We start from the raw sequence: 22,054 nt of genomic DNA, 5'->3' as shown, positions 1-22,054 counted from the left end.
TTTTTTGATTCTGACTGTCTGCTCGCCTTATAATTGAACAAACAAGTCAGGTTTTCCATAGTTTTCTTGTCAGCACGCAATCTTGTGAAGCCGCTCAGGCAGCCCGTTTGCCCAGGTCGAGATGGTGCCCGCCCCAAGACAGACCACCATGTCGCCGGGCCGGGCCTGTTCACGCACCAGCCGTTCCAGATCATCCTCATTCAGGATCGCGCGGGCATGGCGGTGACCGTGACGGATCAGACCCGCGACCAGATCGTCGCGGCCCGCGCCATCGATCGGGTCTTCACCGGCTGCGAAGACCTCGGCAATGGCGACCACGTCAGCCTCGTTGAAGCATGTGCAGAAATCGTCGAACAGATTGGACAGGCGCGAGTAGCGGTGCGGCTGATGCACGGCGATCACCCGGCCCTCGCAGGCTTGGCGCGCGGCTTTCAGCACGGCGGCGATCTCGACCGGGTGGTGGCCGTAATCGTCGATGATCGTCACGCCGTTCACCTCGCCCACACGGGTAAAGCGACGGTTGACCCCGCCGAAATTGGCCAGCGCATCGCGGATCTCGGCGGTTTTCATGCCCAGATGGCGGGCCACTGTGATCGCGGCCAGCGCGTTTGAGACGTTGTGATCCCCCGGCATGGGCAGCGTGCAGCCCTCGATGGTGATGTCTTCTTCCTGAAGGACCACATCGAAATGCGCCACGCCTTTCTCGTAAGTCAGATTAATCGCCCGCACATCGGCCTGCGCGTTGAACCCATAGGTGCGCACGCGGCGGTCATGGATACGGCCCACAAGCGCCTGCACCTCGGCGTGGTCGGTACAGCAGACGGCCAGACCATAGAAAGGCAGGTTCGAGACAAACTCATAGAACCCGTCGCGCAGCTTATCGAAATCACCCCAATGCTCCATATGCTCGGGGTCGATATTAGTGACGATGGCAATGGTTGCGGGCAGACGGTTGAACGAGCCGTCGGACTCATCGGCCTCAACCACCATCCATTCGCCCTGCCCCATCCGCGCGTTCGAGCCATAGGCGTGGATGATCCCGCCATTGATGACGGTCGGGTCGAAATCCCCAGCCACCATCAGTTCCGCCATCATGGTCGTCGTGGTGGTCTTGCCATGGGTGCCCGCGATGGCGACGTTGGATTTCAGCCGCATCAACTCGGCCAGCATATCGGCCCGGCGCACCACTGGCAGGCCCATGGAGCGCGCGCCATCCAGTTCCGGGTTACCCGGTTTGATCGCGGTTGAGACGACGACAACGCGGGCGCCCTCCAGGTTCTCGGCTCGTTGCCCGATGAAGATCGTCGCCCCCAATTCGGCCAGCCGGTCAGTGATCTTGGACGCTTTCAGGTCCGAACCCTGCACCTGATAGCCGAGGTTCAGCAGCACTTCGGCGATGCCCGACATGCCGATACCGCCGATCCCGACAAAGTGGATCGAGCCCACATCCTGTGGGAGCTTTGTTGCGGGGGTCATGGCGTCTCCTTTCGTGCGAGGTCCTCGACCAATCCGGCCAGTCGTCCGGTCGCATCCGGTGCGCCGACCGTAAGGGCGGCGTTGGCCATTTGCTGGGCGGCGCGGGGATTCGTGAGAACCGAGGTGATTTGCTCTGCCAGTGATGAAACGTCAAGGGCCGATTCGGGGATCATGATGGCGGCATTTGCCTGCACAAGACCGCGCGCATTGGCGGTCTGGTGATCGCCTGCCGCAGCGGCATAGGGGATCAGGATCGAGGGACGCCCGATCACCGAGATATCCGCCACACTCGACGCCCCGGCCCGGCTGATGACCAGCTGCGCCTCGGACATGCGGCGCGGGACGTCCTGAAAGAACGGCTTTACCTCGGCCTTGATGCCGTGTTCCGCGTAAAAGGCCGTGACCCGCGCGCCATCCTCGTCACGCGCCTGATGCGCCACCCGCACAAAGCGGCGAAGCCCTTCTGGCAGCGCAGCAATTGCGCCCGGCACCACGTCGCTGAGGATGCGCGCACCTTGACTGCCACCCATCACCAGGATCGACATCGGGTACTCTCCGGGCATGATATAGGCCGCCGCTGCACGGTCCAGCACAGCGCCGCGCACCGGGTTGCCCACATGGATGCCGCGGGCGCCCTCGGGCAGGTCAGTGGGCCAGACGCCGCAGGCGACATGCCCGACCCGTTTGGCAAAGACCTGATTGACCCGGCCCAGCACGCCATTCTGTTCGTGGATCATGCGCGGCAGATTGAGTAACGTCGCGGCACCCAGCGCCGGGATCGACGGGTAGCCGCCAAAACCGACGACCACATCGGGCTTGTCGCGCAGCATGTTCAGCGCCATTCCTGCCACGCCCGCCGCGATTTTCGGTGCGACGAGCGCCTTGGCCAGCACCCCGCCGCGCGCGAAAGTGGCCGAGGAGGCCTCGACAATCTCGGTCGAATGGGGGAACCCACCGGTATAGCGCGCGCCGCGTGCGTCGGTGGACAGCCGCACGCGCCAGCCACGGGCCAGCATCGTCTCGGCCAGCGCCTGCGCCGGGAACATGTGCCCCCCGGTGCCGCCCGCCGCGATCAGCAGATAGTTTTGCCGCATCATCCCCGCCCGCGCAAAATCTCACCCAGCCCGCCCTGCGGGCGAGTACGGGTAAAGGCCAGCAACATGCCCACGGCAATGCCACCCGCGATCAGCGACGAGCCGCCATAGCTCACGAAAGGCAGCGTCATGCCCTTAGCGGGCAAGAGCCGCACCGCCACGCCCATATTGATCATCGCCTGCACGCCGAACATGCAGGTCAGACCGGTACCCGCCAACCGGATGAAGGGATCGCGTTCGCGCATCAGCCGCAGCAGCGAACGCACCACGATCATGGCATAAAGCGCGATGATCATCATCACCAGGATCAAGCCGTATTCCTCGGCCGCCACGGCGATGATGAAATCGGTATGGGCATCGGGCAGAGACCATTTTACCTGCCCTTCACCGACACCAACGCCAAAGAGGCCACCCTCCATGATCGCGTTGGTGGCATAGCCCAACTGCGTGGTCGGATCGACCTCGGGACTGAGAAAGCCGTCGATGCGGCGAGCGAAATGCTCGGAACTGGAATAGGCGAACATACCGCCCAGCACGACAACAGCTGCCATGCACACCAGAAGCAGCATCGGTGCACCGGCCACGAAATACATCACGCCCCAGCCAAAGAGCACCAGACAGGCCTGCCCGAAATCGGGCTGCATCACCAGCATGCCAACAATCGCCATGCACAGCGCAAAGGACCAAAGCCGCCCCGGAGGGCCGTTGATCTCCTGACTGGCGGCGAACATCCAGGCGGCGACCACCACAAAGCCGGGTTTCAGGAACTCCGAAGGCTGCAGCGAGGCAAAGCCAAGCGAGTACCAGCGCACCGCGCCTTTTCCAAAGTCAGTACCCAGAAACGGCAGCAGCGCCAGCGCCACAAACGAGACCACAAAGCCCAGCACTGCCAGACGGCGTACCAGCGTGGGTGACATCATCGAGGTCAGCAGCATGGCCACAATCGCCATGCCGCCGAAAAACGCCTGCCGCTCGACATAGTGAAACGGATCGAAGCCGTTGCGCGAGGCCAGCGGCGGCGAGGCAGCCAGCCCCAACAACAGGCCGATCACAAACAGGATCAGCACGCAGGACATCGACCATTTGTCCAGCGTCCGCCACCACTTGGGTAGAATCGGTTCGCCGCCCCTGTCCGGGGCCGCGCCATAGACCATCTCAGTCATGAGATACCGCCGTTTTCTGCCTCACATGCGCCCCGTTTTCGGGGTCTGAGCAAAAGGCTACAGGAATTTCGCTTCTCAGGCCAGTCTCTTCCTCTTGCCAAAGGTCAGATTCCGGGCCAAGGGCGGGGCATGAAGTATCAGACGATCATTCTTGGTGCAGGCGCGGCCGGCATGATGTGCGCCGCCCACAGCGGAGGCAGCACGCTGGTGCTGGATCACGCCCGCGCGCCGGGCGAAAAGATCCGGATATCGGGTGGCGGGCGGTGTAATTTCACCAACCTACATGCCGGGCCCGAGAATTTTATCTCCGGCAATTCGCATTTCTGCAAATCGGCACTGGCGCGCTATACACAATGGGATTTCATCGATCTGGTGAACCGCCACGGCATCGCCTGGCATGAAAAAACGCTGGGGCAGCTGTTCTGCGACGGGTCCTCAAAACAGATCGTCTCCCTGCTGGTGCAAGAGCTGCAACAGGCCGGGGCAGAGCTGTGGCTGTCCAGCTCGGTCCGCGACGTCGCAAAAACCGCCGACGGCTTCCGCCTGCAGGTTGAGCGCGAGGGCACCTCCCGAACGCTCACCTGCCGCAATCTGGTGCTGGCCAGCGGTGGCAAGTCGATCCCTAAGATGGGGGCCACCGGGCTGGCCTATGACATCGCCCACCAATTTGGACTGGCCCTGACCGAAACCCGCCCCGCGCTGGTGCCCTTCACCTTCCCCGATGGCCGCTTCAAGTCGCTTGCGGGCGTTTCGCTGCCGACGCGACTCAGCAACGCGCGGGCCCGCTTTGACGAAGCGCTGCTCTTTACCCATCGCGGCCTGAGCGGCCCGGCGGTGCTGCAGCTCTCCTCCTACTGGCGCGAGGGCGAGGCGGTGTCGGTGAACCTGATCCCCGATCTCGCGCTTTACGACTTGCTGCGCGCCCAACGTCAGCAAGGCGGGCGCAAGGCGTTGACCACCGAGCTTGCCCGCCACCTGCCCGGCCGGCTGGTCGAGGCGCTGAAGCCGGAGCTCTCGCTTGACGGTAATCTCGCGGACCAATCCGATGCGCGGCTCGAAACCCTCTGCGCCGCTTTGCAGAACTGGCAGTTGACCCCGTCGGGCACCGAAGGCTACCGCACCGCCGAGGTCACGCTGGGCGGGATCGATGCCGATGGGCTGTCCTCGAAGACCCTGCAGGCCAAGAGCGTTCCCGGCCTCTATGCCATCGGCGAAGCGGTGGATGTGACCGGTTGGCTGGGCGGCTATAACTTCCAATGGGCCTGGTCCTCGGGCCACGCCGCTGGAACCGCGATCGCCGCCCGCCGCGTCTAAAAAGGATCCGTCTCCTCATCTGGCTAGAAATATCCAGGGGGAAGCACCCGAAACCGGCGGCGGGGCAGCGCCCCTCTTACAGCCGGGCCAGAACCTGCGCCGTGAAATCCTCGCCGCGCTGCTCGAAATTGTCATACTGATCGAAACTCGCCGCCGCGGGCGCCAGCAGCACGGTGTCGCCGTCCTGCGCCTCGGCCATGGCCCGTTCAACGGCCGTGGCCATCGTGGTGCAGACCTCGCTCTCCACATCAAGTTGCATGGCGAACTCGGCGGCCTCGCGCCCGATCACATAGGCCTTGGTGACTGATCCCAGCGCATCGCCCAGCGCATCCAGCCCGCCCTCTTTCTCAAGCCCGCCGCAAATCCAGCGGACATTCCCGAAGGCCAATAGCGCCTTGGCGGCGCTGTCGACATTGGTGGCCTTGGAGTCGTTGACATAGGTGATCCCGCCCGCCTCGGCGATGATCTGACTGCGATGGGGCAGGCCCGGAAAGGAGTGCATCGCCTTCTCGATATCGCGTGGAGCAAGCCCCAAAGCACGGCAGGCAGCATAGGCGGCGCAGGCGTTCTGGTGGTTATGCACCCCCGGCAACCCGCGAATCTGGCGCAGATCAATCGATCCCGCCTGCCGCCCCTTGCGGTATTCCGACAGAAAACCCTTCTTGGCAAAGACCTGCCATCCCGGCCCCGAAAGCTTGCGCGCTACCGAAATCCGGATCACCCGGTCGTCACTTGGCCCCTCGGCAAGTTGCCCCGCCAGATAAGCCCCTTCGGGCTCATCGATGCCGATCACCGCCCGGTCGGGACCGCCCTCAGCAAACAGACGTCGCTTGGCCGCGAAATAGCCGCCCATACCGCCATGACGGTCCAGATGATCAGGGCTGAGATTGGTGAAGACGGCCACATCCGGGGTCAGTGCGCGGGCCAGATCGGTCTGGTAGCTGCTGAGTTCTAGCACCACCACCGAGCCATCGCCGCCGGGCTCGATATCCAGCACGCCGCGTCCGATATTGCCCGCAAGTTGCGAATTCCGCCCACCCTCGGTCAGGATGTGATGAATCAGCGCGGCGGTGGTCGACTTGCCGTTTGACCCGGTCACCGCGACCACGCGGGGCATGATATCGAAGCGATCCCAGTCCCGCGTAGCGAATGAGCGGAAAAAGAGGCCAATATCGTTATCGACCGGTACGCCCGCCTCTTGCGCGGCGGCGACCACCGGGTTGGGTTTGGGATAGAGATGCGGAATGCCCGGCGAAACGATCAGCACGGCGACCTCTTCAAAAGCGCCCTGTTTCAACAGATCGCGGCAGGTGAACCCTTCGCCTTCGGCCGTCTCGCGCGCGGCCGGGTTGTCATCCCAGCAGATGGGCTCTGCGCCACCCGCTCGCAATGCACGCGCAGCCACCAGACCCGACCGGCCCAACCCCAGAACCGCCACCTGTTTGCCCGCGTAACCCTTGACCGGGATCATGTCGCCGCCCCCTTGCTCAATTGCCCCTCAAACCAGCCCGCCCGTGCCAGAACAGGCTGTTTGGGGACCAGTATCGTCTCGAACCCATATTGCGGTAAGCGGTCGCATAACGCCTCGAATTCCGCAAGGGCATCGGCCATCCCGTGTTTACGGTCATCGTCTGTCTCGAATATCTCGGGCCAGGGCGGGGTCAGGTAGATTTGGCGGTCGTAGCCGATGCGCAGCACGCGATCACGGGTGGTCTGCGCCAGTTCCGTTCCGGTCCGATCGAACCAGATCAGCGCGTCCAGTGCCGAGCGGTCGAAGATCACCGGATCGCCTATCGCGCGAGCTGCATCCTCAATCGCCATCTCGATGGCGCGATGGCAAAACGCGGCAGGATCGCGCCATGGCAGGGCCTGCCCGCCCGATTGCCGTTCCTCGGCAATGATGCGACGGCCCGGCTCGGGAATTGTGGCATAGCCCCGGCGCGCCATTTCGCGCAACAGCGTGGATTTGCCGCCGCCGGAACAGCCCGACAGGACGATCCGGCGCGCTATCACCGGACCTTGAGCGTGGCCAGACCGATCATCGCCAGGATCAGCGAGATGATCCAGAACCGGATCACGATGGTGGATTCCGCCCAGCCCTTTTTCTCGTAGTGGTGATGGATCGGCGCCATCAGGAACACACGCTTGCCGGTGCGTTTGTAATAGAGCACCTGGATAATCACACTCATCGCCTCGACCACGAAGAGCCCACCGACCACGGCCAGCACCAGCTCGTGCTTGGTGGCCACCGCAATCGCGCCCAGCGCGCCGCCCAGCGCCAAAGAGCCGGTATCGCCCATGAACACCGCCGCAGGGGGGGCGTTGTACCACAGGAAGCCCAGCCCGGCTCCAAACAGCGCGGCTGCGAAGACAAGGATTTCCCCGGTCCCCGGCACGTAATGGACATCGAGATATTCGGTGAAATCAACGCGGCCCACCGCATAGGCAATGATGCCCAGCGTGGTGCCCGCGATCATCACCGGCATGATGGCCAGCCCATCCAACCCGTCGGTCAGGTTGACCGCATTGGCCGCGCCGACAATGACGATGATCGAGAATGGGATATAGAAGACGCCCAGATTGATCAGCGTATCCTTGAACACCGGCAGCGCCAGTTGGTTGCGCAGCAAGTCCGGGTGATAGGCCGCCGCCCAGACCGACGCGATCACCGCGATGATGATGCCCAGCGCCAGCCGCAACCGCCCCGGCACGCCCTTGGTATTCTGCTTGGAGACCTTGGCATAATCATCGGCAAACCCAATCAGCGCATAGGCCAGCGTCACGAAGATCACCAACCAGACAAACGGATTGTCGAGCCGCGCCCAAAGCAGCGTCGAGCTGAGCAGCGCGCCCACGATCAGCAACCCGCCCATGGTCGGCGTTCCGGCCTTGGAGAAATGCCCCTCGGGGCCATCGTCGCGAATGGGCTGGCCCTTGCCCTGCTTGCGGCGCAAGACGTTGATCAGCGGACGTCCGAACAGGAAGCCGAAGACCAACGCCGTCAGAAAGGCCCCGCCCGCACGGAATGTGATGTAGCGGAAGAGATTGAAGAAGTCCCCTCCATCCGACAATGCGGTCAACCAATACAGCATTTCAGAACGGCCCCTCGTTCGTATTTTTGTTCAGTCGGCGTCATCCATATGGCGGATGCCGTCAACGATCTGCGCCAATCCCATGCTGAGCGAGCCCTTGGCAAGCACAATATCGCCCGGATCGATCAGATCAGGCAGGGATGGCACCATATCGCCACTGGTCTCGGCCCAGATGCCGCGCTTGTCCTCGGGCAGAGCCGCATGCAGTGCTTTCATCAGCGGGCCGATGCAATGAACCTTGTCTACATTGGCCATCGCCTCCAGCTCAGCGAGTTCAGCGTGGAAGTCTTCGGCCTTGGGGCCCAACTCCTTCATGTCACCCAGAAAGGCCACCCGGCGGCGACCTTCGCTTGCCCCCAGCACTTCGAGTGCCGAGGCCATCGAGGCGGGGTTGGCGTTATAGCTGTCATCATGCAGCTGGATGGTGCCGCCGGTCGGCAGCTCCATCTTCCGGCGCGCGCCGCGGCCATGATAGGGCGTCCAATCCTTTAGCGCGGTGATCGCCTGGATCAGATCGGCCCCAAGGGCAGCGCTGGCCAGGATCGCGCCCAGCCCGTTCATCGCAAAATGCGTGCCCGGCGAGCGGATCTTGTAGCCCAGAACCGAGCCGTAGATATTGGCCTTGGCCAGCGTCGAGGTGCCATCGCTTTCCAACTCGACCAGTTTGAAATCCGTGGCGTTTCTGCCGAAGGTCAGCGCCCGCGCGCCGACCTGTTCGGCCTTGCCACGCAGGATATCGGCCTGTTTGATATCGGCGTTGATGATGGCGATGCCGTTATGGGGCAACCCATCGAAGATCGCCGCTTTCTCGCGAGCGATGTCATCGACGGACTCAAACGCCTCCAGATGGGCTGGCGCAACAGTGGTGATCAGCGCCACATGCGGGCGGGCCTGACGGGCGAGTGGCGCAATCTCGCCGGGATGGTTCATGCCGATCTCGATCACCGCATATTCTGTGTCGCGCGGCATCCGAGCCAGCGTCAGGGGTACGCCCCAGTGGTTGTTGTAGCTGGCGACGCTGGCATGGGTCTCGCCCTGATCGCCCAGCATCTGGGCCAGCATTTCCTTGGTCGAGGTCTTGCCGACGCTACCGGTCACCGCAACCACTTTCGCACCGGTGCGGGCTCGGGCGGCGCGGCCCAGATCCTCCAGCCCATGTTGCACGTCATCGACGATCAGCAACGGCGCGTCTTCGGCCACCCCGTCCGGCACATGGCTGACCAGAGCCGCCGCCGCGCCTTTTTCCAGCGCCTGCGCCACGAAGTCATGGCCGTCGCGCACATCCTTGAGCGCAACGAACAGATCGCCGGGTTCGATCGTGCGGGTGTCGATGGAGACGCCGCTCGCCTCCCAATCCTGCGTCGCCCGCCCGCCAGTGGCCTGTGCGGCCTCAAGACTTGTCCAGAGTGTCATACACCTCTCCCGTCCAAGGCAGCCACGGCCACGCTTGCTTGTTCCACATCATCAAAAGGCAACACGTCATCGCCAACAATCTGCCCGGTTTCATGTCCTTTTCCAGCGATCAGCAGCGCATCACCCGGTTGCAGGCTGTCGACACCGCGCAGGATGGCCTCTGCCCGGTCGCCCACTTCGCTGGCGTCAGGGGCGCCGCCCATCACAGCGGCGCGGATCAGGGCCGGGTCCTCGCTACGCGGGTTGTCATCGGTGACAAAGACCACATCCGCGTTTTCTGCCGCAGCCTGACCCATCAGGGGCCGCTTGCCCGTATCGCGATCACCACCTGCCCCGACCACCACGACAAGGCGGCCCATGACATGCGGACGCAAGGCTTTGAGCGCGGTCGCCACCGCGTCAGGCGTGTGGGAATAGTCGACAAACACCGTCGCGCCATTGTCACGGGTTGCGGCCAACTGCATCCGTCCGCGCACGGTGGTCAGATGCGGCAGCGTCTCGAACACCCGTTCGGGGTCATCCCCCGCCGCGATGGCCAATCCACAGGCCATCAGCACATTCTGCGCCTGAAACCCGCCAATCAGATTGAGGCGGGTCTGGTACACCTTGCCATCATAAGAAAAGCGCAGGTCCTGACCGCTTGCGTCAAAGCGCTGGTTGAGCAGGTTCAGATCGCCGACCCCCTGCCCAACCGTGATAACCTGTTGCCCGCGCGCGGCGGCGATGGCGCGCATCTCGGCCCCTTTTGGGTCGTCGATATTGATTACCGCCGTGCCCTCGGGCGACAGCACCCGGCGGAAGAGGCCCGCCTTGGCGGCGAAATAGGCCTCGAACGTATCGTGATAATCCAGATGGTCCTGCGAGAAATTGGTGAACCCCGCCGCCTCAAGCCGCACACCGTCGAGGCGGCGTTGTTCCAGCCCATGAGACGAGGCCTCCATCGCGGCATGGGTCACGCCCGCCTCTGCCGCCTGCGCCAGGCAGCGATGCAGGGTGATCGGTTCCGGCGTGGTATGGGCCAGCGGCGCGGTCCAGGCACCTTCGACGCCGGTGGTGCCCAGGTTCACCGCCTTATGGCCCAGTTCCGACCAGATCTGGCGCACGAACGTGGCGACGGAGGTTTTGCCATTGGTGCCGGTCACCGCCACCATCACCTCGGGCTGCGCACCGAACCATAGGGCGGCGCTATAGGCCAGCGCCTGCCTCGGGTCTTCGGTGACGATCAGAGCTGCATCCGAGGCGGCCAACTCGGTGGCCGCGATTTCGGCCCCTTTTGCATCCGTCAGGATCGCAGCGGCTCCCATGCGCAGAGCGTATTGGATGAACTCGCCACCATGCACACGGCTGCCCGGCAGCGCTGCAAAAAGAAAACCGTCCTGCACTTCGCGGCTATCGACGGCCAGCCCGGTGATCTGCGGGTTCGCTCCACCGCGCGCGGTCAGGGCCAGTTGGCTGAGTGTTTTTGCCGGTCCGCCCATATTCGCGCCTGCCTTCTTGCCGATCAGTTTGCGGTCAGCGTTATAGCAGCCGGATCGGGTTGCTCAACCTTTGGCCGCAACCCCAGCAATGGGGCCACGCGCCCGATCAGCTCTGCCGCTATCGGAACAGCGGTCCAGCCCGCGGTGCGGCGCTTTTCGCCATAGGCCAGGATAGACGGTTCATCCAGAGTCACCACCAGCACATATTTCGGGTCGCTCATCGGGAATATCGAAGCGAAGGTGGCGATCACCTTCTTGTCGTAGTAGCCGCCGCGTGGCTTGGGCTTGTCGGCGGTGCCGGTCTTGCCGCCCACCTCATACCCCGGCACCTCGCCAAAGCTGGCCGTGCCGCTGGTCACCACCTTGCGCAGCATGTCGCGGGCCTGTTTCGCAGCGTTGTTCGACATCACGCGCGGACCGTATTGCGCCCCGGTCCGTTTCAGGATCGTCGGGCTGACATAGTTGCCGCCATTGGCGATGGCGGCATACCCGGCGGCCAGATGCATCGGGCTGGTCGAAAGCCCATGGCCGTAGGATATGGTGACGGTACTCAGTTCACCCCATTTCTTGGGCAAAAGCGGCTTGCCACCCGCCGCTTCGACAATCTCGAACGGGGTCGGATCGAACATGCCCAAACCGTCGAGGAATTGCTGCTGCCGCTTGCCACCTATCTGAATGGCCAATCGCCCGGTGCCCCGGTTGGAGCTTTTGACGATGACGTCCGCGACGCTCAGCTTACCATAATTCTTGCCCTGAAACTCGCCAATCGGGAAGCGCCCGATCCGCATCGGGCCGGAGGTGTCGATGATGGTATTGGAGTTCACCAGCCCCAGATCAACCGCCTGCGCCGCCGTGAAGATCTTGTAGACCGAGCCCAGTTCATACACCCCTTGCACATAGCGATTGAACAGCGGGCTGTCGGACGGATCAAAGCCAGAGGTGGGTGGGCGCGGGCGATCATTCGGATCGAAAGAGGGTAGCGAGGCAGCCGAGACCACTTCGCCCGTATGCACATCCATCAGCACGGCCGAGGCACCCTTGGCGTTCATGATCTTCATGCCGCCATAGAGCACCCGCTCGACCGCAGCCTGCACGGTCAGATCCAGCGACAATTGCAGCGGCTTGGCGCCGTTGGCCGGGTCGCGCAGATAGGTGTCGAATTTCTTCTCGACCCCGGCCACCCCGATCACCTCGGCGGCGCTGACGCCTTCCTTGCCGAACCCGGCGCCGCCCAAAACATGCGCCGCCAGTTGACCATTGGGATAGAGGCGCATTTCGCGGGGACCGAACAGCAGACCGGGATCGCCCAGATCATGCACCGCCTGTTTCTGTTCCGGTGAGATGCGCTTCTTGATCCAGAGGAACTTGCGCTTGCCGGTGAAATCCTTGACCAGCCGGTCGCGGTCGAGATCGGGGAAGATCTGTACCAGCCCGTCGGCCGCAGCCATCGGATCGACCATCAGCGGCGGCTGGGCATAAAGCGAATGGGTCTCGAAATTGGTCGCCAGAATGCGCCCCTGCCGGTCGACGATGTCGCCGCGCTGGGTGGCAATCGATGCGCCCGGGACGCTGGCAATCGGCTCCTGCGGCTCGGCGGTGGCCATGACGCCCATGCGCGCGCCAACCACACCAAAGGCGCAGAAGAAGAAGGCGGCCAGCACCAGCAGGCGGCCCTCGGCCCGGGCGCGGGTGCGGTCGCGCATCTCTTCATGCCGTTTGCGTATGTTCTCGCGTTCGATGGCCGCCGGGTTCTGACCCTTGGCACGCGCCTCAAGCACACGGGCCAGCGGTCGCAGGGGCGTGCGGGTCATGGGAACTGCTCCTCAAGGATGGCACGCACATCAATGGCGTTGTTGATGGTGATCTCAGGCTCTGGCGGGCGCGGATAGGCGACCTCATCCACCTTGCCGAACTGGTCGGGGCGCAGGGGCAGCAGGCCCAACCGGTCAAAGTTCAGATCCGCCAGCTCGCGCAACCGGTCGGGGCGGTTGAGATAGGCCCATTCGGCGCGCAGCACGCTCAGCCGCACCTGCGCTGCGCCGATCTCGCGCTGCAACGTCTGTGTCTCTTTCAGCACTTGCTGGGTTTTGTAGTTTTCCTGATAGGCCCAGAGCGCAAGGCCGAACACGGCCAAGGCGGTGAGCACGTAAATCACGCTTCTCATCTTGCCCCCTTCAATTGCGGCATACCGATGCTTTTGGCATCGATCCCCCCGGCAGGCGCATCCGTGCGCACCGCCACCCGCAGCTTTGCCGACCGCGATCGCGGGTTTTCCTCAAGCTCCTGCGGATCAGGTCCAATAGCCTTGCGGGTCTTGAGGTCGAATTGTGGGTGCTCCTGCACCTGCTCGGGCGCGTAACGATTGGCGCGCCCGGTGCGTCCGGCGCGGGCCTGCAGGAAGCGCTTGACCATCCGGTCCTCGATGGAATGGAAGGTCACGACCGCCAGCGTGCCGCCGGGCTTCAACGCCCGCTCGGCCGCCATCAGCCCCTGAAACAGCTCATCATATTCGGCGTTCACCGCAATGCGCAGCGCCTGAAAGCTGCGGGTCGCGGGATGGGACTGGCCGGGCTTGGGACGTGGCAGGCAACGCTCGATCACGCCGGTCAGTTGCAGCGTCGTCTCAAACGGAGCTTCGGCGCGCGCTTTGACGATCGCCTTGGCGATACGGCGGCTGGCGCGTTCTTCGCCATAGTGAAACAGGATGTCGGCCAGGTCAGCCTCGGTGGCGGTGTTGACCAGATCAGCGGCGCTTTCACCCTCCTGGCTCATGCGCATGTCGAGCGGGCCGTCTTTCATGAAGGAAAACCCGCGCTCTGCCAGATCGAGCTGCATCGAGGACACGCCGAGGTCTAGCACCACGCCATCGAGGTCCTGTGCATACTCGTCCATGCGCGAGAACACGCCCTGCTGCATCACCAGCCGGTCACCATATTCACCTGCCCAGCCTGCCGCCATCTCGAAAGCCAGCGGATCACGGTCTACGGCGATCACGCGCTCGGCGCCGGCCTCAAACAAGGCGCGGGTATAGCCGCCGGCGCCAAAAGTGCCGTCCAGCCAGACACCCGAGACCGGAGCGACCGCCTGCAACAACGGGCGGAGCAAAACGGGAATGTGGGGATCATCGGAAGACGCACGCGCGGCCATGCCGTCACGCGCCCCCGGCGCCATCCAGGAACTGCATCGGATCGAAATCGTCCGGCAGATCGTCCATGAAGTCTTCGAACTTGCCCAGTTCCTCAACGTCATAGGTCTCGGGCTTCCAGATCTGGAAGGTATCCCCGGTGGAGAAGAAGAAGGCCTCATCCTTGAGATCGATTTTCTTGCGCAGCTTGGCGGGCAGCACCAAGCGTCCGGTCTCGTCCACAGTGGTGGGAAAGGACTGTCCGTGAAACAGGCGCTGCAGCAGCTTGCGCTCCATCGAGCCGCGCGACAGCAGGGCGATTTTGGCATCGACCTCTTCGATGGCTTCCATCGTGTAGCATTCAAGAAAGTTGCGGCGGTGATCACCATAGACGATGACCAGTTCGGGATTGCTGCCGGATTGCCAGTTGGGATCGCCCGCCTCAAGAACACGGCGAAACGAGGCCGGGATCGACACCCTGCCCTTGCTGTCCACCTTATGGTGGCTTTCGCCTCTGAACATGCGCGCCAAGCTGACTGTCCCTTTCGCTCGCGCCCCACCAAAACTCTTCCGCCCCCGGAAACGAGAAACGGCGGGTTGATCTGCTGCCACTGATCAACCCGCCGCATTGGCCCGCTTTGCGGGAAGTCCGACTGCACGCGCACCTGGGGGGGGGATGTCTGCTCGCCCGCGCGCCGGATCTCTTTGGTCTGATGAAAGCGAGATGCCTGTATGAAACCGTTTTTTTGTTCTTACCGGGGTCGTTTGGTGCCCCTTGTCGCCTCGTCCTCATCGGATGAATAAGGGATGCCATGGGAATTCATGGAAATCAATAGGAAATTATGAGCGCATCTTAACTTAGAAGCGAGGAGCTACTGTCAGAGCACATAAAATATCGCAAATTTCCCCCCTGAAATACCCCATATATCAAAATATATCAGAGCACATACTATATATAGCTCAAAAACGAGTGCATCAAAATATCCCATATAATCCCAGAAAAATTTAACCCTTATCAGTAAAAAGTCAGATGTTCACCCTATGTTCGAAACATCAAAGGCGAATCAAAGCAATAAAGAGGGGTTTAGAGGCAGCATTCCGGCCCCTGAGGTAGCAAAACCCAAGCCCGCCCATGAATTCCCACCCCGCAAGTAACGCAGGCAGAGTCATGCGACAGGCAGAAGCGCGCGAGACAAGATTACCCGATTTCCCCAGGACGCAAAGAAAGAACACCGCCCTCATTTCGCACAAGAGACAACCAAAGCGCTGGCGCAGTGCGTAAATGGTGGGCGCACACTTTTTCGTGAGATTCATGACCCCGATCTTCACCCATGCGCTAACGCTAACAAAAAAAGGGAAAAAATCGAACTACATGATTTCAATACACAATCCATGCGTTTTCTGCATAGCAGCATTGATCACGTGAGCCATTGTGCATCCGCAGCATTCGCCTATCTTCAGTCTCAACAGCGCAGGACGTACCCAGCGCAACGACACACGGATGGATGAGCAAAATGGCAGCTACAAACGACTTCAGCGCCGCAAACGGCCTCGAACTTTCCGGCTTCTATGCCGGTATCGAAAGCCTCAAGAACCGGTTCGAACAGTACCGCGTATATCGCCGGACCCTGAGTGAGCTTTCGGCTCTGTCGGACCGTGAACTGGCCGACCTCGGCATGCACCGCGGCATGATCCGCAGCATCGCGATGGAAGCCGCTTACGACAACCGCGCCGCCTGAGGCGCAAGAGAATAGAATTTCAGCGCCCCTCTCCTCCTCCCTGGGGAACTGAAAGCAGCGGCGGCATCCTCCTCCTCCCTGATGCCGTCGCCAAAATACCGGCCAAAGATGCCGGATAAGACACCACCGGGGCCGCTCCTCCTCCCTAGGCTTTCGGTGTTGCAAGAGCGGCGATGCTCCACCTCCTCCCGGGGCATCGCCGTTACTCAAATACCGGGGTGACCCGGATGCGGAACACATCGGGCCTTCTCCTCCTCCCTAGGCTTGGTGCTGCAAGAGAGCGGCGGCACCCACCTCCTCCCGGGTGCCGCCGTTTTCGATTCATGGGGTCAGGTTCGAGATTGGCTCAGAAAGGCACGTCGTCGCTGGCGTTCAAAAACCGAGCGACAACTTTCTTCAGCCCGGCCTTTTCGAACTCCACCTCGACCTTGTCACCTTCGATGCCGATCACCGCGCCATAGCCGAATTTCTGATGAAACACGCGCTCGCCCAGCGTGAAACTAGCCACCGCATCCATGTCGATCACCGTATTGCGGCTCTCTTTCGGTTGCGACACGCCATATTGACCCTGCCGCGCCTGCAGGCGTTTCCAGCCCGGCGAGTTATAGACATTGGCCTCTGCCGCGCGAGTTTCGATCCCTTGCGCACTGAATCCGCCGCCCGAGCCACCATAAAGACCGGGTGGCGTCAGTACGTCGACATGATCCTCGGGCAGTTCATCGATGAATCTGGACGGCATGGAGTTCTGCCACTGGCCAAAGACCCGGCGATTCGCGGCAAAAGAGATCGTGCAGACCTCCTCGGCGCGGGTGATGCCTACATAGGCCAGCCGTCGTTCCTCCTCGAGGCCTTTGATCCCCGATTCGTCCATGCTGCGCTGGGAGGGGAACAGCCCGTCCTCCCATCCCGGCAGAAAGACGGCGGGAAATTCCAGCCCCTTGGCCGCGTGCAACGTCATGATCGAGACCTTGGCCCCGCCATCATTTTGTTCGTTTTCCATGATCAGGCTGACATGTTCGAGAAATCCCTGCAGATTCTCGAAGCCTTCCAGCGCCTTGATCAACTCCTTGAGGTTTTCCAAGCGCCCCGGTGCCTCGGGCGTCTTGTCGTTCTGCCAGAAGCTGGTATAGCCGGATTCGTCCAGAACGATCTCGGCCAGTTCCATATGGCTCAGGTCCTTGTCACCCGCCATCCGGCCCCAGCGCGCCAGTCCTTCGACCAACTCGCGCAGAGCGCCGCCGCCCTTGCCCTTGATCGCACCCTGCTCGACCGCAAGGCGCGCGCCTTCGACCAGCGACACGCCGTTTGCGCGTGCAGTCATCTGGATCGTCTGCTGCGCCTTGTCACCTAGTCCGCGTTTGGGGGTGTTCACGATCCGCTCGAAGGCCAGATCATCCTCTGGGCTGACCACCAGCCGGAAATAGGCCATGGCATCGCGAATCTCCATCCGCTCATAGAACCGTGGCCCGCCGATCACGCGGTAAGGCAACCCGATGGTCAGAAACCGATCCTCGAAGGCGCGCATCTGGTGAGAAGCACGGACAAGAATCGCCATTTCATCCAGGCTCATGGGTCGCACCCCGCGGGTGCCGCCCTGCATCGCATCGATTTCCTCGCCGATCCAGCGCGCCTCTTCCTCACCATCCCAATGGCCGATCAGACGGACCTTTTCACCCTCATCCGCCTCGGTCCACAACTCCTTGCCCAGACGCCCCTGATTGCCGCGGATCACATTCGAAGCCGCCGCAAGGATATGCGGGGTGGAGCGATAATTCTGCTCCAGCCGCACCACATGAGCACCGGGAAAATCCTTTTCGAACCGCAGGATGTTGCCCACTTCAGCCCCGCGCCAGCCATAGATCGACTGGTCATCATCGCCCACGCAGCAGATGTTCTTGTGCGCCCCCGCCAGCAGCCGCAGCCAGAGATACTGGGCGACGTTGGTGTCCTGATATTCATCTACGAGGATGTAGCGAAACCAACGCTGATATTGCTGCAGCACGTCTGCATGGGTCTGAAAAATGGTGACCATGTGCAGGAGCAGGTCACCAAAATCGACCGCATTCAGTTCGCGCAAGCGCGTCTGGTACTGCGCATAGAGTTCAACACCCTTGTGATTATAGGCGCCAGCATCGGCAGAGGGCACCTTGTCGGGCGTGAGCGCGCGGTTCTTCCAGTCGTCGATGATCCCCGCCAGCATCCGGGCGGGCCAGCGCTTGTCGTCGATATTGGCAGCCTGCACCAACTGTTTGAGCAGGCGCAGCTGGTCGTCACTGTCGAGGATGGTGAAGTTCGATTTCAGGTTCACCAGTTCGGCATGGCGGCGCAGCAGCTTTACGCAGATCGCGTGGAACGTGCCCAGCCAGGGCATCCCTTCGGCGGGTTGGCCAAGCATGCGCCCCACCCGCTCTTTCATTTCGCGGGCGGCCTTGTTGGTGAAGGTCACCGCCAGAATCTCGTTCGGGCGCGCGGCTCCGGTATTCAGCAGATGCACGATCCGGGTGGTCAGCGCCTTGGTCTTGCCGGTACCTGCGCCTGCCAGCATCAGCACCGGGCCATCCAGCAATTCAACCGCATCCCGCTGCGCCGGGTTCAGGTCATCCAGATAAGTTGTCGGGCGCGCACCCATGGCGCGGGCGGAGAGAGAGGCGTGTTCGAACGCCTCTAATTCGTCATGGCTGCTCATGGCGCGTAAACTACGCCGGTACAAACCGATTGGAAAGAGTTTGTTCACCTCTTGTTCGTGCGAAATCCCGGTTTTCTGAAAACTCTGAACAATTAGAACAAAATCCGCGCCAATCCGCGTGACCGCGTTTACCAATTGTCAAACCCGGCCCCGGCACAGTCTTGCACAGGCTCTGGGGGACTCGAGATGGCAAATACTTCGATGACGCGGCGTGTCAGACGACTGCTGTCGCGGCTGAGCATCGGTCTGGCTGTTCTTGCAGTGCTCGCCGTGGCCGCCTGGGGCGCTTTACGCGGTGCCAATCCCATCGTCGACAGGATGATCGAGGCTGATATACGGCACCAATCCGGTGTCTGGCAGCGGCAAGTGACGTCTTTCATCACAAACCTGCATGAGACATTTGGGGAGGGCGAAATCGCGCAACAAGACCTTGAACTGCTGCATCTTGTTCCGCAAACCTCCGATATCTATCGCCTGCAGATTTACGATGCGACCGGTAAGCCTATCTGGTCTTCTGCCGGGCCGCACAGTCACGCGCCCGCCCTGCATCCGGAAAGACGGGGCACGACGGTAAGCGGCGAGATATTCTTTGATCTGTCCAGCCGCTCAGCGCTTGAGGTGCTTTATGCCGAAACCAGTGCCATCGCGCGCTCGGATCAGATGAGAGATGTTGCTGAAACCGTCACCCCCGTCACCAGTGGCGGTGCCTATCTGGGGGCGCTGGAATTCTTTACCGACGTTACTGAATTGCGCAAAACATTCCTGGACCGCGTGCAGCCGCTGATGTTTCTGATCAGTGGTTTGGTGGTTGTGTCCATCCTCATGGTCTCTTTTGTCGTCTATCGCGCCAATCGCATGCAACTGCGCGCCCTCAACAATCGCAATGATAAGGAACGCGAGTTGATGGAAGATCAACTGCGTCTGGCACGAGAGGTGCGGCTGCTGGGTGAGTTGAACGAGTGGCTGCAATCCAGTCGCTCATTGGATGAACTGTTCGATATGGTATCCCGCTTCATGACCCATATCCTGCCCGAGGCCGAAGGCAGCGTGTATGTCTATTCCAACTCCCGTGACGTGCTGGACGGCTGTGCCAGCTGGAATGGTGGCTCACATAAGGCACATATTCACCCCGAAGGGTGCTGGGGTCTGCGCCGGGGTCGCACCTATGAATTTGGCGCCTCAGAGATCGATTTTGTCTGTGAACATGCCGAACCGCATGACGGGCGGGCGTATTTCTGTTTTCCGATTCTGGCGCATGGCGAAACCGTGGGGTTGCTGCATCTTCGCTCGCATGAGGGCCGCGGAGAGGAGTTTCACAACAGCAAAAAGCTTGCGCAGCTCTGTGCCGAACAGATCAGCATGGCGATTGCCAATGTGCGGATGCGGGATCAGTTGCACGATCAGTCGGTACGCGACCCGCTGACCGGGCTGTTCAATCGCCGCCACATGACCGAAACCCTGCGCAAGGGCATCAGCCGCAGCCAACAGACGGGCGCGCCGCTGAGCCTGATTGCCGTAGACGTCGATCACTTCAAGAAGTTCAACGACACTCACGGGCACGATGCCGGAGACATGGTCTTGCGTGCAGTGGGCGCGGCGCTGGAGCAAGGCTGTGACCGGGACGAGATCGCCTGTCGCATTGGCGGGGAGGAGTTCGTGTTAATCCTGCCTGACAACACCCCGGATGATGCCATGATAAGTGCCGAGCAGCTCCGGCAAGCGGTCGAGGCGGTCTCGGTCCGCTATGGTGAGAAAGCCCTGCCGCGCATCACTATTTCGGTCGGCGTCGCGCATTATCCGGCGCATGGCACGATACCGCAGGACCTGCTGCGCGCAGCAGACGGCGCGCTCTATAGTGCCAAGGACAAGGGCCGCAATCAGGTGCAGGTCGCTGGATCGGCAGAATCTGGTGCCGCTGGCGGCAATGGGTCGGATGAGCACAAGATAAAGCACCAGACGCCACCATCCGCGACGGCCGCCTGAACGCATTACCGATTTGCACGACAGTTTGGATCAACCCGCGTTCACATCGTTTTAAGGCGGCGGGCGCGCAGCATCGCGAGGCCCAACGGTAAGACGCCATCAAAGGCACCCATCTGGTCGAAACGTCCCAAGTCTGAACTCATCGCAAAACTGAATAAAGCAAAAGGGTGTTCATGTTGTGTTTCGAAAAACTGACCTGGCCGCATAACAGCTATTCGCTGACCGGATAAGTCTGGACTTATCGCCGCGACGCAGCGTAAAAGCCGCCCATGGATTTGCACAGCACCTATCCCGGCATTGCTGATCTCAAAGAAAGGGCGCAACGTCGCCTGCCGAAATTCGTCTGGGACTATCTCGATAGTGGCACCGGCGCTGAGAACGGCAAGGCGCGAAACCGACAGGCCCTGGATCAGATCGGGTTTCTGCCGCGCATCCTGAAAGGCCCGATGCAATTCGATCTGACCACCCGGTTTCTGGATCGCGACTATCCTCTGCCCTTTGGTGTTGCTCCGGTCGGGATGTCTGGCCTTGTCTGGCAGGGAGCAGAACAGGCGCTTGCACAAAGCGCCGCGCAAGCGGGCATCCCGTATGTCCTGTCCACCGTGGCCAGCCAGAGCCCCGAAGACATGGCACCCCACATCGGGCCGGAGGCGTGGTTTCAGCTCTACCCGCCAAAAGACCCCGAGATACGGCAAGACTTGCTGAACCGGGTCAGGCAGGCGGGATTTTCGACCTTGGTCTTGACCGTGGACGTGCCGACCGCCTCGCGCCGCGAGCGGCAGACCCGGTCCGGCCTGACCCACCCGCCCCGCCTGACGCCGCGCCTGCTGGCGCAGATCGCAAAACGGCCTGCCTGGGCGATGGCGATGGCACGGGGCAGCAAGCCGCGCATGCGCACATTGGACAAATATATCTCGAGGCAGGAAAACCTGCCCCCGACCGCCCATATCGGATATCTGCTGCGAGCGTCCCCGGACATGGACTATGTGACCTGGCTGCGCGACCATTGGGAGGGGAAGCTTATCATCAAAGGGGTCTTGCGCAGCGAAGACGCGGACCCGTTGCAACGGGCAGGCGTGGACGCGCTCTGGGTCTCGACCCATGGTGGGCGCCAGTTTGACGGCGCGCCCGGCGCGATTGACAGGTTGCCGGAGATCCGTGCCGCCACCGATCTGCCGTTGATATTTGACAGCGGTGTCGAAGGTGGGCTGGACATCTTGCGCGCGCTGGCCCTGGGCGCGGTTTTTGTGATGCTCGGGCGGGCGTTTCACTATGGGCTGGCCGCGCTGGGGGCCGGCGGGCCGGATCACGTGATCGATATCCTCAAGAGCGATATGGAAGCGAATATGGGCCAGCTGGGGGCCAGATCCCTGCGCGATCTGCCTGCACCGATAGCCTTGCGACCCCTCGCACCCCCATGAATCGACGCGGCTGGCAAGATTCTAGCCGTTTGCCGACACCTAAATGCCGTTTCTACCCAGAACTCCCAATA

The 22,054-nt window shown here is 61.9% G+C and carries 17 protein-coding genes; 4 read left to right on the top strand and 13 right to left on the bottom strand.

Annotated features, from left to right (window positions below; genetic code table 11):
• Positions 1-69 precede the first annotated feature (69 nt).
• Genes murC through ftsW form a run of 3 tightly spaced genes read right to left on the bottom strand, consistent with a single transcriptional unit; the run spans position 70 to position 3,733 of the window.
• Positions 70-1,476, bottom strand: a complete 1,407-nt coding sequence (gene murC, locus AB1E34_RS18300) for a UDP-N-acetylmuramate--L-alanine ligase (RefSeq protein WP_372573756.1) — start codon at positions 1,474-1,476, stop codon at positions 70-72.
• A complete protein-coding gene (locus AB1E34_RS18295; RefSeq protein WP_372573779.1) occupies positions 1,473-2,570 on the bottom strand; it encodes a UDP-N-acetylglucosamine--N-acetylmuramyl-(pentapeptide) pyrophosphoryl-undecaprenol N-acetylglucosamine transferase in 1,098 nt (365 codons plus the stop codon). Before AB1E34_RS18295 ends, murC begins: the two co-directional genes overlap by 4 nt.
• Complete coding sequence (gene ftsW, locus AB1E34_RS18290; protein WP_372573755.1) at positions 2,570-3,733, bottom strand: putative lipid II flippase FtsW; 1,164 nt, start codon at positions 3,731-3,733, stop codon at positions 2,570-2,572. Before ftsW ends, AB1E34_RS18295 begins: the two co-directional genes overlap by 1 nt.
• A gap of 129 nt (positions 3,734-3,862) precedes the next feature.
• On the opposite strand from ftsW, the gene AB1E34_RS18285 reads away from it, so the two are divergent.
• Positions 3,863-5,047, top strand: a complete 1,185-nt coding sequence (locus AB1E34_RS18285) for a BaiN/RdsA family NAD(P)/FAD-dependent oxidoreductase (protein WP_372573754.1) — start codon at positions 3,863-3,865, stop codon at positions 5,045-5,047.
• A gap of 76 nt (positions 5,048-5,123) precedes the next feature.
• Here AB1E34_RS18285 and murD read toward each other — a convergent pair whose 3' ends face one another.
• The 9 genes from murD to mraZ are packed head-to-tail and all read right to left on the bottom strand — an operon-like array spanning position 5,124 to position 14,685.
• Positions 5,124-6,518 (bottom strand): UDP-N-acetylmuramoyl-L-alanine--D-glutamate ligase, encoded by a 1,395-nt coding sequence (gene murD, locus AB1E34_RS18280; RefSeq protein WP_372573753.1) that lies wholly within the window; start codon positions 6,516-6,518, stop codon positions 5,124-5,126.
• Positions 6,515-7,060 (bottom strand): AAA family ATPase, encoded by a 546-nt coding sequence (locus AB1E34_RS18275; RefSeq protein ID WP_372573752.1) that lies wholly within the window; start codon positions 7,058-7,060, stop codon positions 6,515-6,517. The genes murD and AB1E34_RS18275 overlap by 4 nt, the downstream gene beginning before the upstream one ends.
• Positions 7,057-8,139: a phospho-N-acetylmuramoyl-pentapeptide-transferase gene (gene mraY / locus AB1E34_RS18270; protein WP_372573751.1), complete on the bottom strand. Its 1,083-nt coding sequence runs from the start codon at positions 8,137-8,139 to the stop codon at positions 7,057-7,059. Before mraY ends, AB1E34_RS18275 begins: the two co-directional genes overlap by 4 nt.
• Before the next feature lie 30 nt (positions 8,140-8,169).
• Positions 8,170-9,552, bottom strand: a complete 1,383-nt coding sequence (locus AB1E34_RS18265) for a UDP-N-acetylmuramoyl-tripeptide--D-alanyl-D-alanine ligase (protein WP_372573750.1) — start codon at positions 9,550-9,552, stop codon at positions 8,170-8,172.
• Positions 9,549-11,030: a UDP-N-acetylmuramoyl-L-alanyl-D-glutamate--2,6-diaminopimelate ligase gene (locus AB1E34_RS18260; protein ID WP_372573749.1), complete on the bottom strand. Its 1,482-nt coding sequence runs from the start codon at positions 11,028-11,030 to the stop codon at positions 9,549-9,551. The genes AB1E34_RS18265 and AB1E34_RS18260 overlap by 4 nt, the downstream gene beginning before the upstream one ends.
• 23 nt (positions 11,031-11,053) lie before the next feature.
• Positions 11,054-12,841 (bottom strand): peptidoglycan D,D-transpeptidase FtsI family protein, encoded by a 1,788-nt coding sequence (locus tag AB1E34_RS18255; protein WP_372573748.1) that lies wholly within the window; start codon positions 12,839-12,841, stop codon positions 11,054-11,056.
• Entirely contained in the window at positions 12,838-13,194 is a 357-nt protein-coding gene (gene ftsL / locus AB1E34_RS18250) for a cell division protein FtsL (protein ID WP_372573747.1), read from the bottom strand. Before ftsL ends, AB1E34_RS18255 begins: the two co-directional genes overlap by 4 nt.
• Positions 13,191-14,201 (bottom strand): 16S rRNA (cytosine(1402)-N(4))-methyltransferase RsmH, encoded by a 1,011-nt coding sequence (gene rsmH, locus AB1E34_RS18245; protein ID WP_372573746.1) that lies wholly within the window; start codon positions 14,199-14,201, stop codon positions 13,191-13,193. Before rsmH ends, ftsL begins: the two co-directional genes overlap by 4 nt.
• Positions 14,182-14,685, bottom strand: coding sequence for a division/cell wall cluster transcriptional repressor MraZ (gene mraZ, locus AB1E34_RS18240; RefSeq protein ID WP_372573745.1), 504 nt, complete (start codon positions 14,683-14,685; stop codon positions 14,182-14,184). The genes rsmH and mraZ overlap by 20 nt, the downstream gene beginning before the upstream one ends.
• Positions 14,686-15,668: 983 nt before the next feature.
• Between mraZ and AB1E34_RS18235 the strand changes: the two genes are divergently transcribed.
• Positions 15,669-15,893 carry a DUF1127 domain-containing protein gene (locus AB1E34_RS18235; protein ID WP_372573744.1) on the top strand — a complete coding sequence of 75 codons (225 nt, stop codon included), beginning with the start codon at positions 15,669-15,671 and terminating at the stop codon, positions 15,891-15,893.
• Between the two features lie 346 nt (positions 15,894-16,239).
• Here AB1E34_RS18235 and AB1E34_RS18230 read toward each other — a convergent pair whose 3' ends face one another.
• The gene (locus tag AB1E34_RS18230) at positions 16,240-18,579 is read right to left on the bottom strand and encodes an ATP-dependent helicase (RefSeq protein WP_372573743.1); all 2,340 of its coding nucleotides are present in this window, start codon (positions 18,577-18,579) and stop codon (positions 16,240-16,242) included.
• 186 nt (positions 18,580-18,765) lie between these two features.
• Between AB1E34_RS18230 and AB1E34_RS18225 the strand changes: the two genes are divergently transcribed.
• Both AB1E34_RS18225 and AB1E34_RS18220 read left to right on the top strand, forming a co-directional pair.
• Positions 18,766-20,562, top strand: coding sequence for a sensor domain-containing diguanylate cyclase (locus AB1E34_RS18225; RefSeq protein WP_372573742.1), 1,797 nt, complete (start codon positions 18,766-18,768; stop codon positions 20,560-20,562).
• 269 nt (positions 20,563-20,831) lie between these two features.
• Positions 20,832-21,983 (top strand): alpha-hydroxy acid oxidase, encoded by a 1,152-nt coding sequence (locus AB1E34_RS18220; protein WP_372573741.1) that lies wholly within the window; start codon positions 20,832-20,834, stop codon positions 21,981-21,983.
• The last annotated feature ends 71 nt before the right edge of the window (positions 21,984-22,054 follow it).

The organism is Ruegeria jejuensis, assembly GCF_041537905.1.
Lineage (GTDB): Bacteria > Pseudomonadota > Alphaproteobacteria > Rhodobacterales > Rhodobacteraceae > Ruegeria_C.
The sequence above is the reverse complement of the archived record's forward strand: the minus strand, read 5'-3'. Positions and strand labels throughout refer to the sequence as shown.

Bases quoted from the DNA above. Each gene is read 5' to 3' on its own strand.
- AB1E34_RS18220 (WP_372573741.1), top strand. From the start codon at position 20,832: ATGGATTTGCACAGCACCTATCCCGGCATTGCTGATCTCAAAGAAAGG.
- AB1E34_RS18265 (WP_372573750.1), bottom strand. From the start codon at position 9,552: ATGACACTCTGGACAAGTCTTGAGGCCGCACAGGCCACTGGCGGGCGG.
- AB1E34_RS18230 (WP_372573743.1), bottom strand. From the start codon at position 18,579: ATGAGCAGCCATGACGAATTAGAGGCGTTCGAACACGCCTCTCTCTCC.
- murD (WP_372573753.1), bottom strand. From the start codon at position 6,518: ATGATCCCGGTCAAGGGTTACGCGGGCAAACAGGTGGCGGTTCTGGGG.
- AB1E34_RS18235 (WP_372573744.1), top strand. From the start codon at position 15,669: ATGGCAGCTACAAACGACTTCAGCGCCGCAAACGGCCTCGAACTTTCC.
- AB1E34_RS18285 (WP_372573754.1), top strand. From the start codon at position 3,863: ATGAAGTATCAGACGATCATTCTTGGTGCAGGCGCGGCCGGCATGATG.
- AB1E34_RS18225 (WP_372573742.1), top strand. From the start codon at position 18,766: ATGGCAAATACTTCGATGACGCGGCGTGTCAGACGACTGCTGTCGCGG.
- ftsL (WP_372573747.1), bottom strand. From the start codon at position 13,194: ATGAGAAGCGTGATTTACGTGCTCACCGCCTTGGCCGTGTTCGGCCTT.
- rsmH (WP_372573746.1), bottom strand. From the start codon at position 14,201: ATGGCGCCGGGGGCGCGTGACGGCATGGCCGCGCGTGCGTCTTCCGAT.
- ftsW (WP_372573755.1), bottom strand. From the start codon at position 3,733: ATGACTGAGATGGTCTATGGCGCGGCCCCGGACAGGGGCGGCGAACCG.
- mraY (WP_372573751.1), bottom strand. From the start codon at position 8,139: ATGCTGTATTGGTTGACCGCATTGTCGGATGGAGGGGACTTCTTCAAT.
- AB1E34_RS18260 (WP_372573749.1), bottom strand. From the start codon at position 11,030: ATGGGCGGACCGGCAAAAACACTCAGCCAACTGGCCCTGACCGCGCGC.
- murC (WP_372573756.1), bottom strand. From the start codon at position 1,476: ATGACCCCCGCAACAAAGCTCCCACAGGATGTGGGCTCGATCCACTTT.
- AB1E34_RS18255 (WP_372573748.1), bottom strand. From the start codon at position 12,841: ATGACCCGCACGCCCCTGCGACCGCTGGCCCGTGTGCTTGAGGCGCGT.
- AB1E34_RS18295 (WP_372573779.1), bottom strand. From the start codon at position 2,570: ATGCGGCAAAACTATCTGCTGATCGCGGCGGGCGGCACCGGGGGGCAC.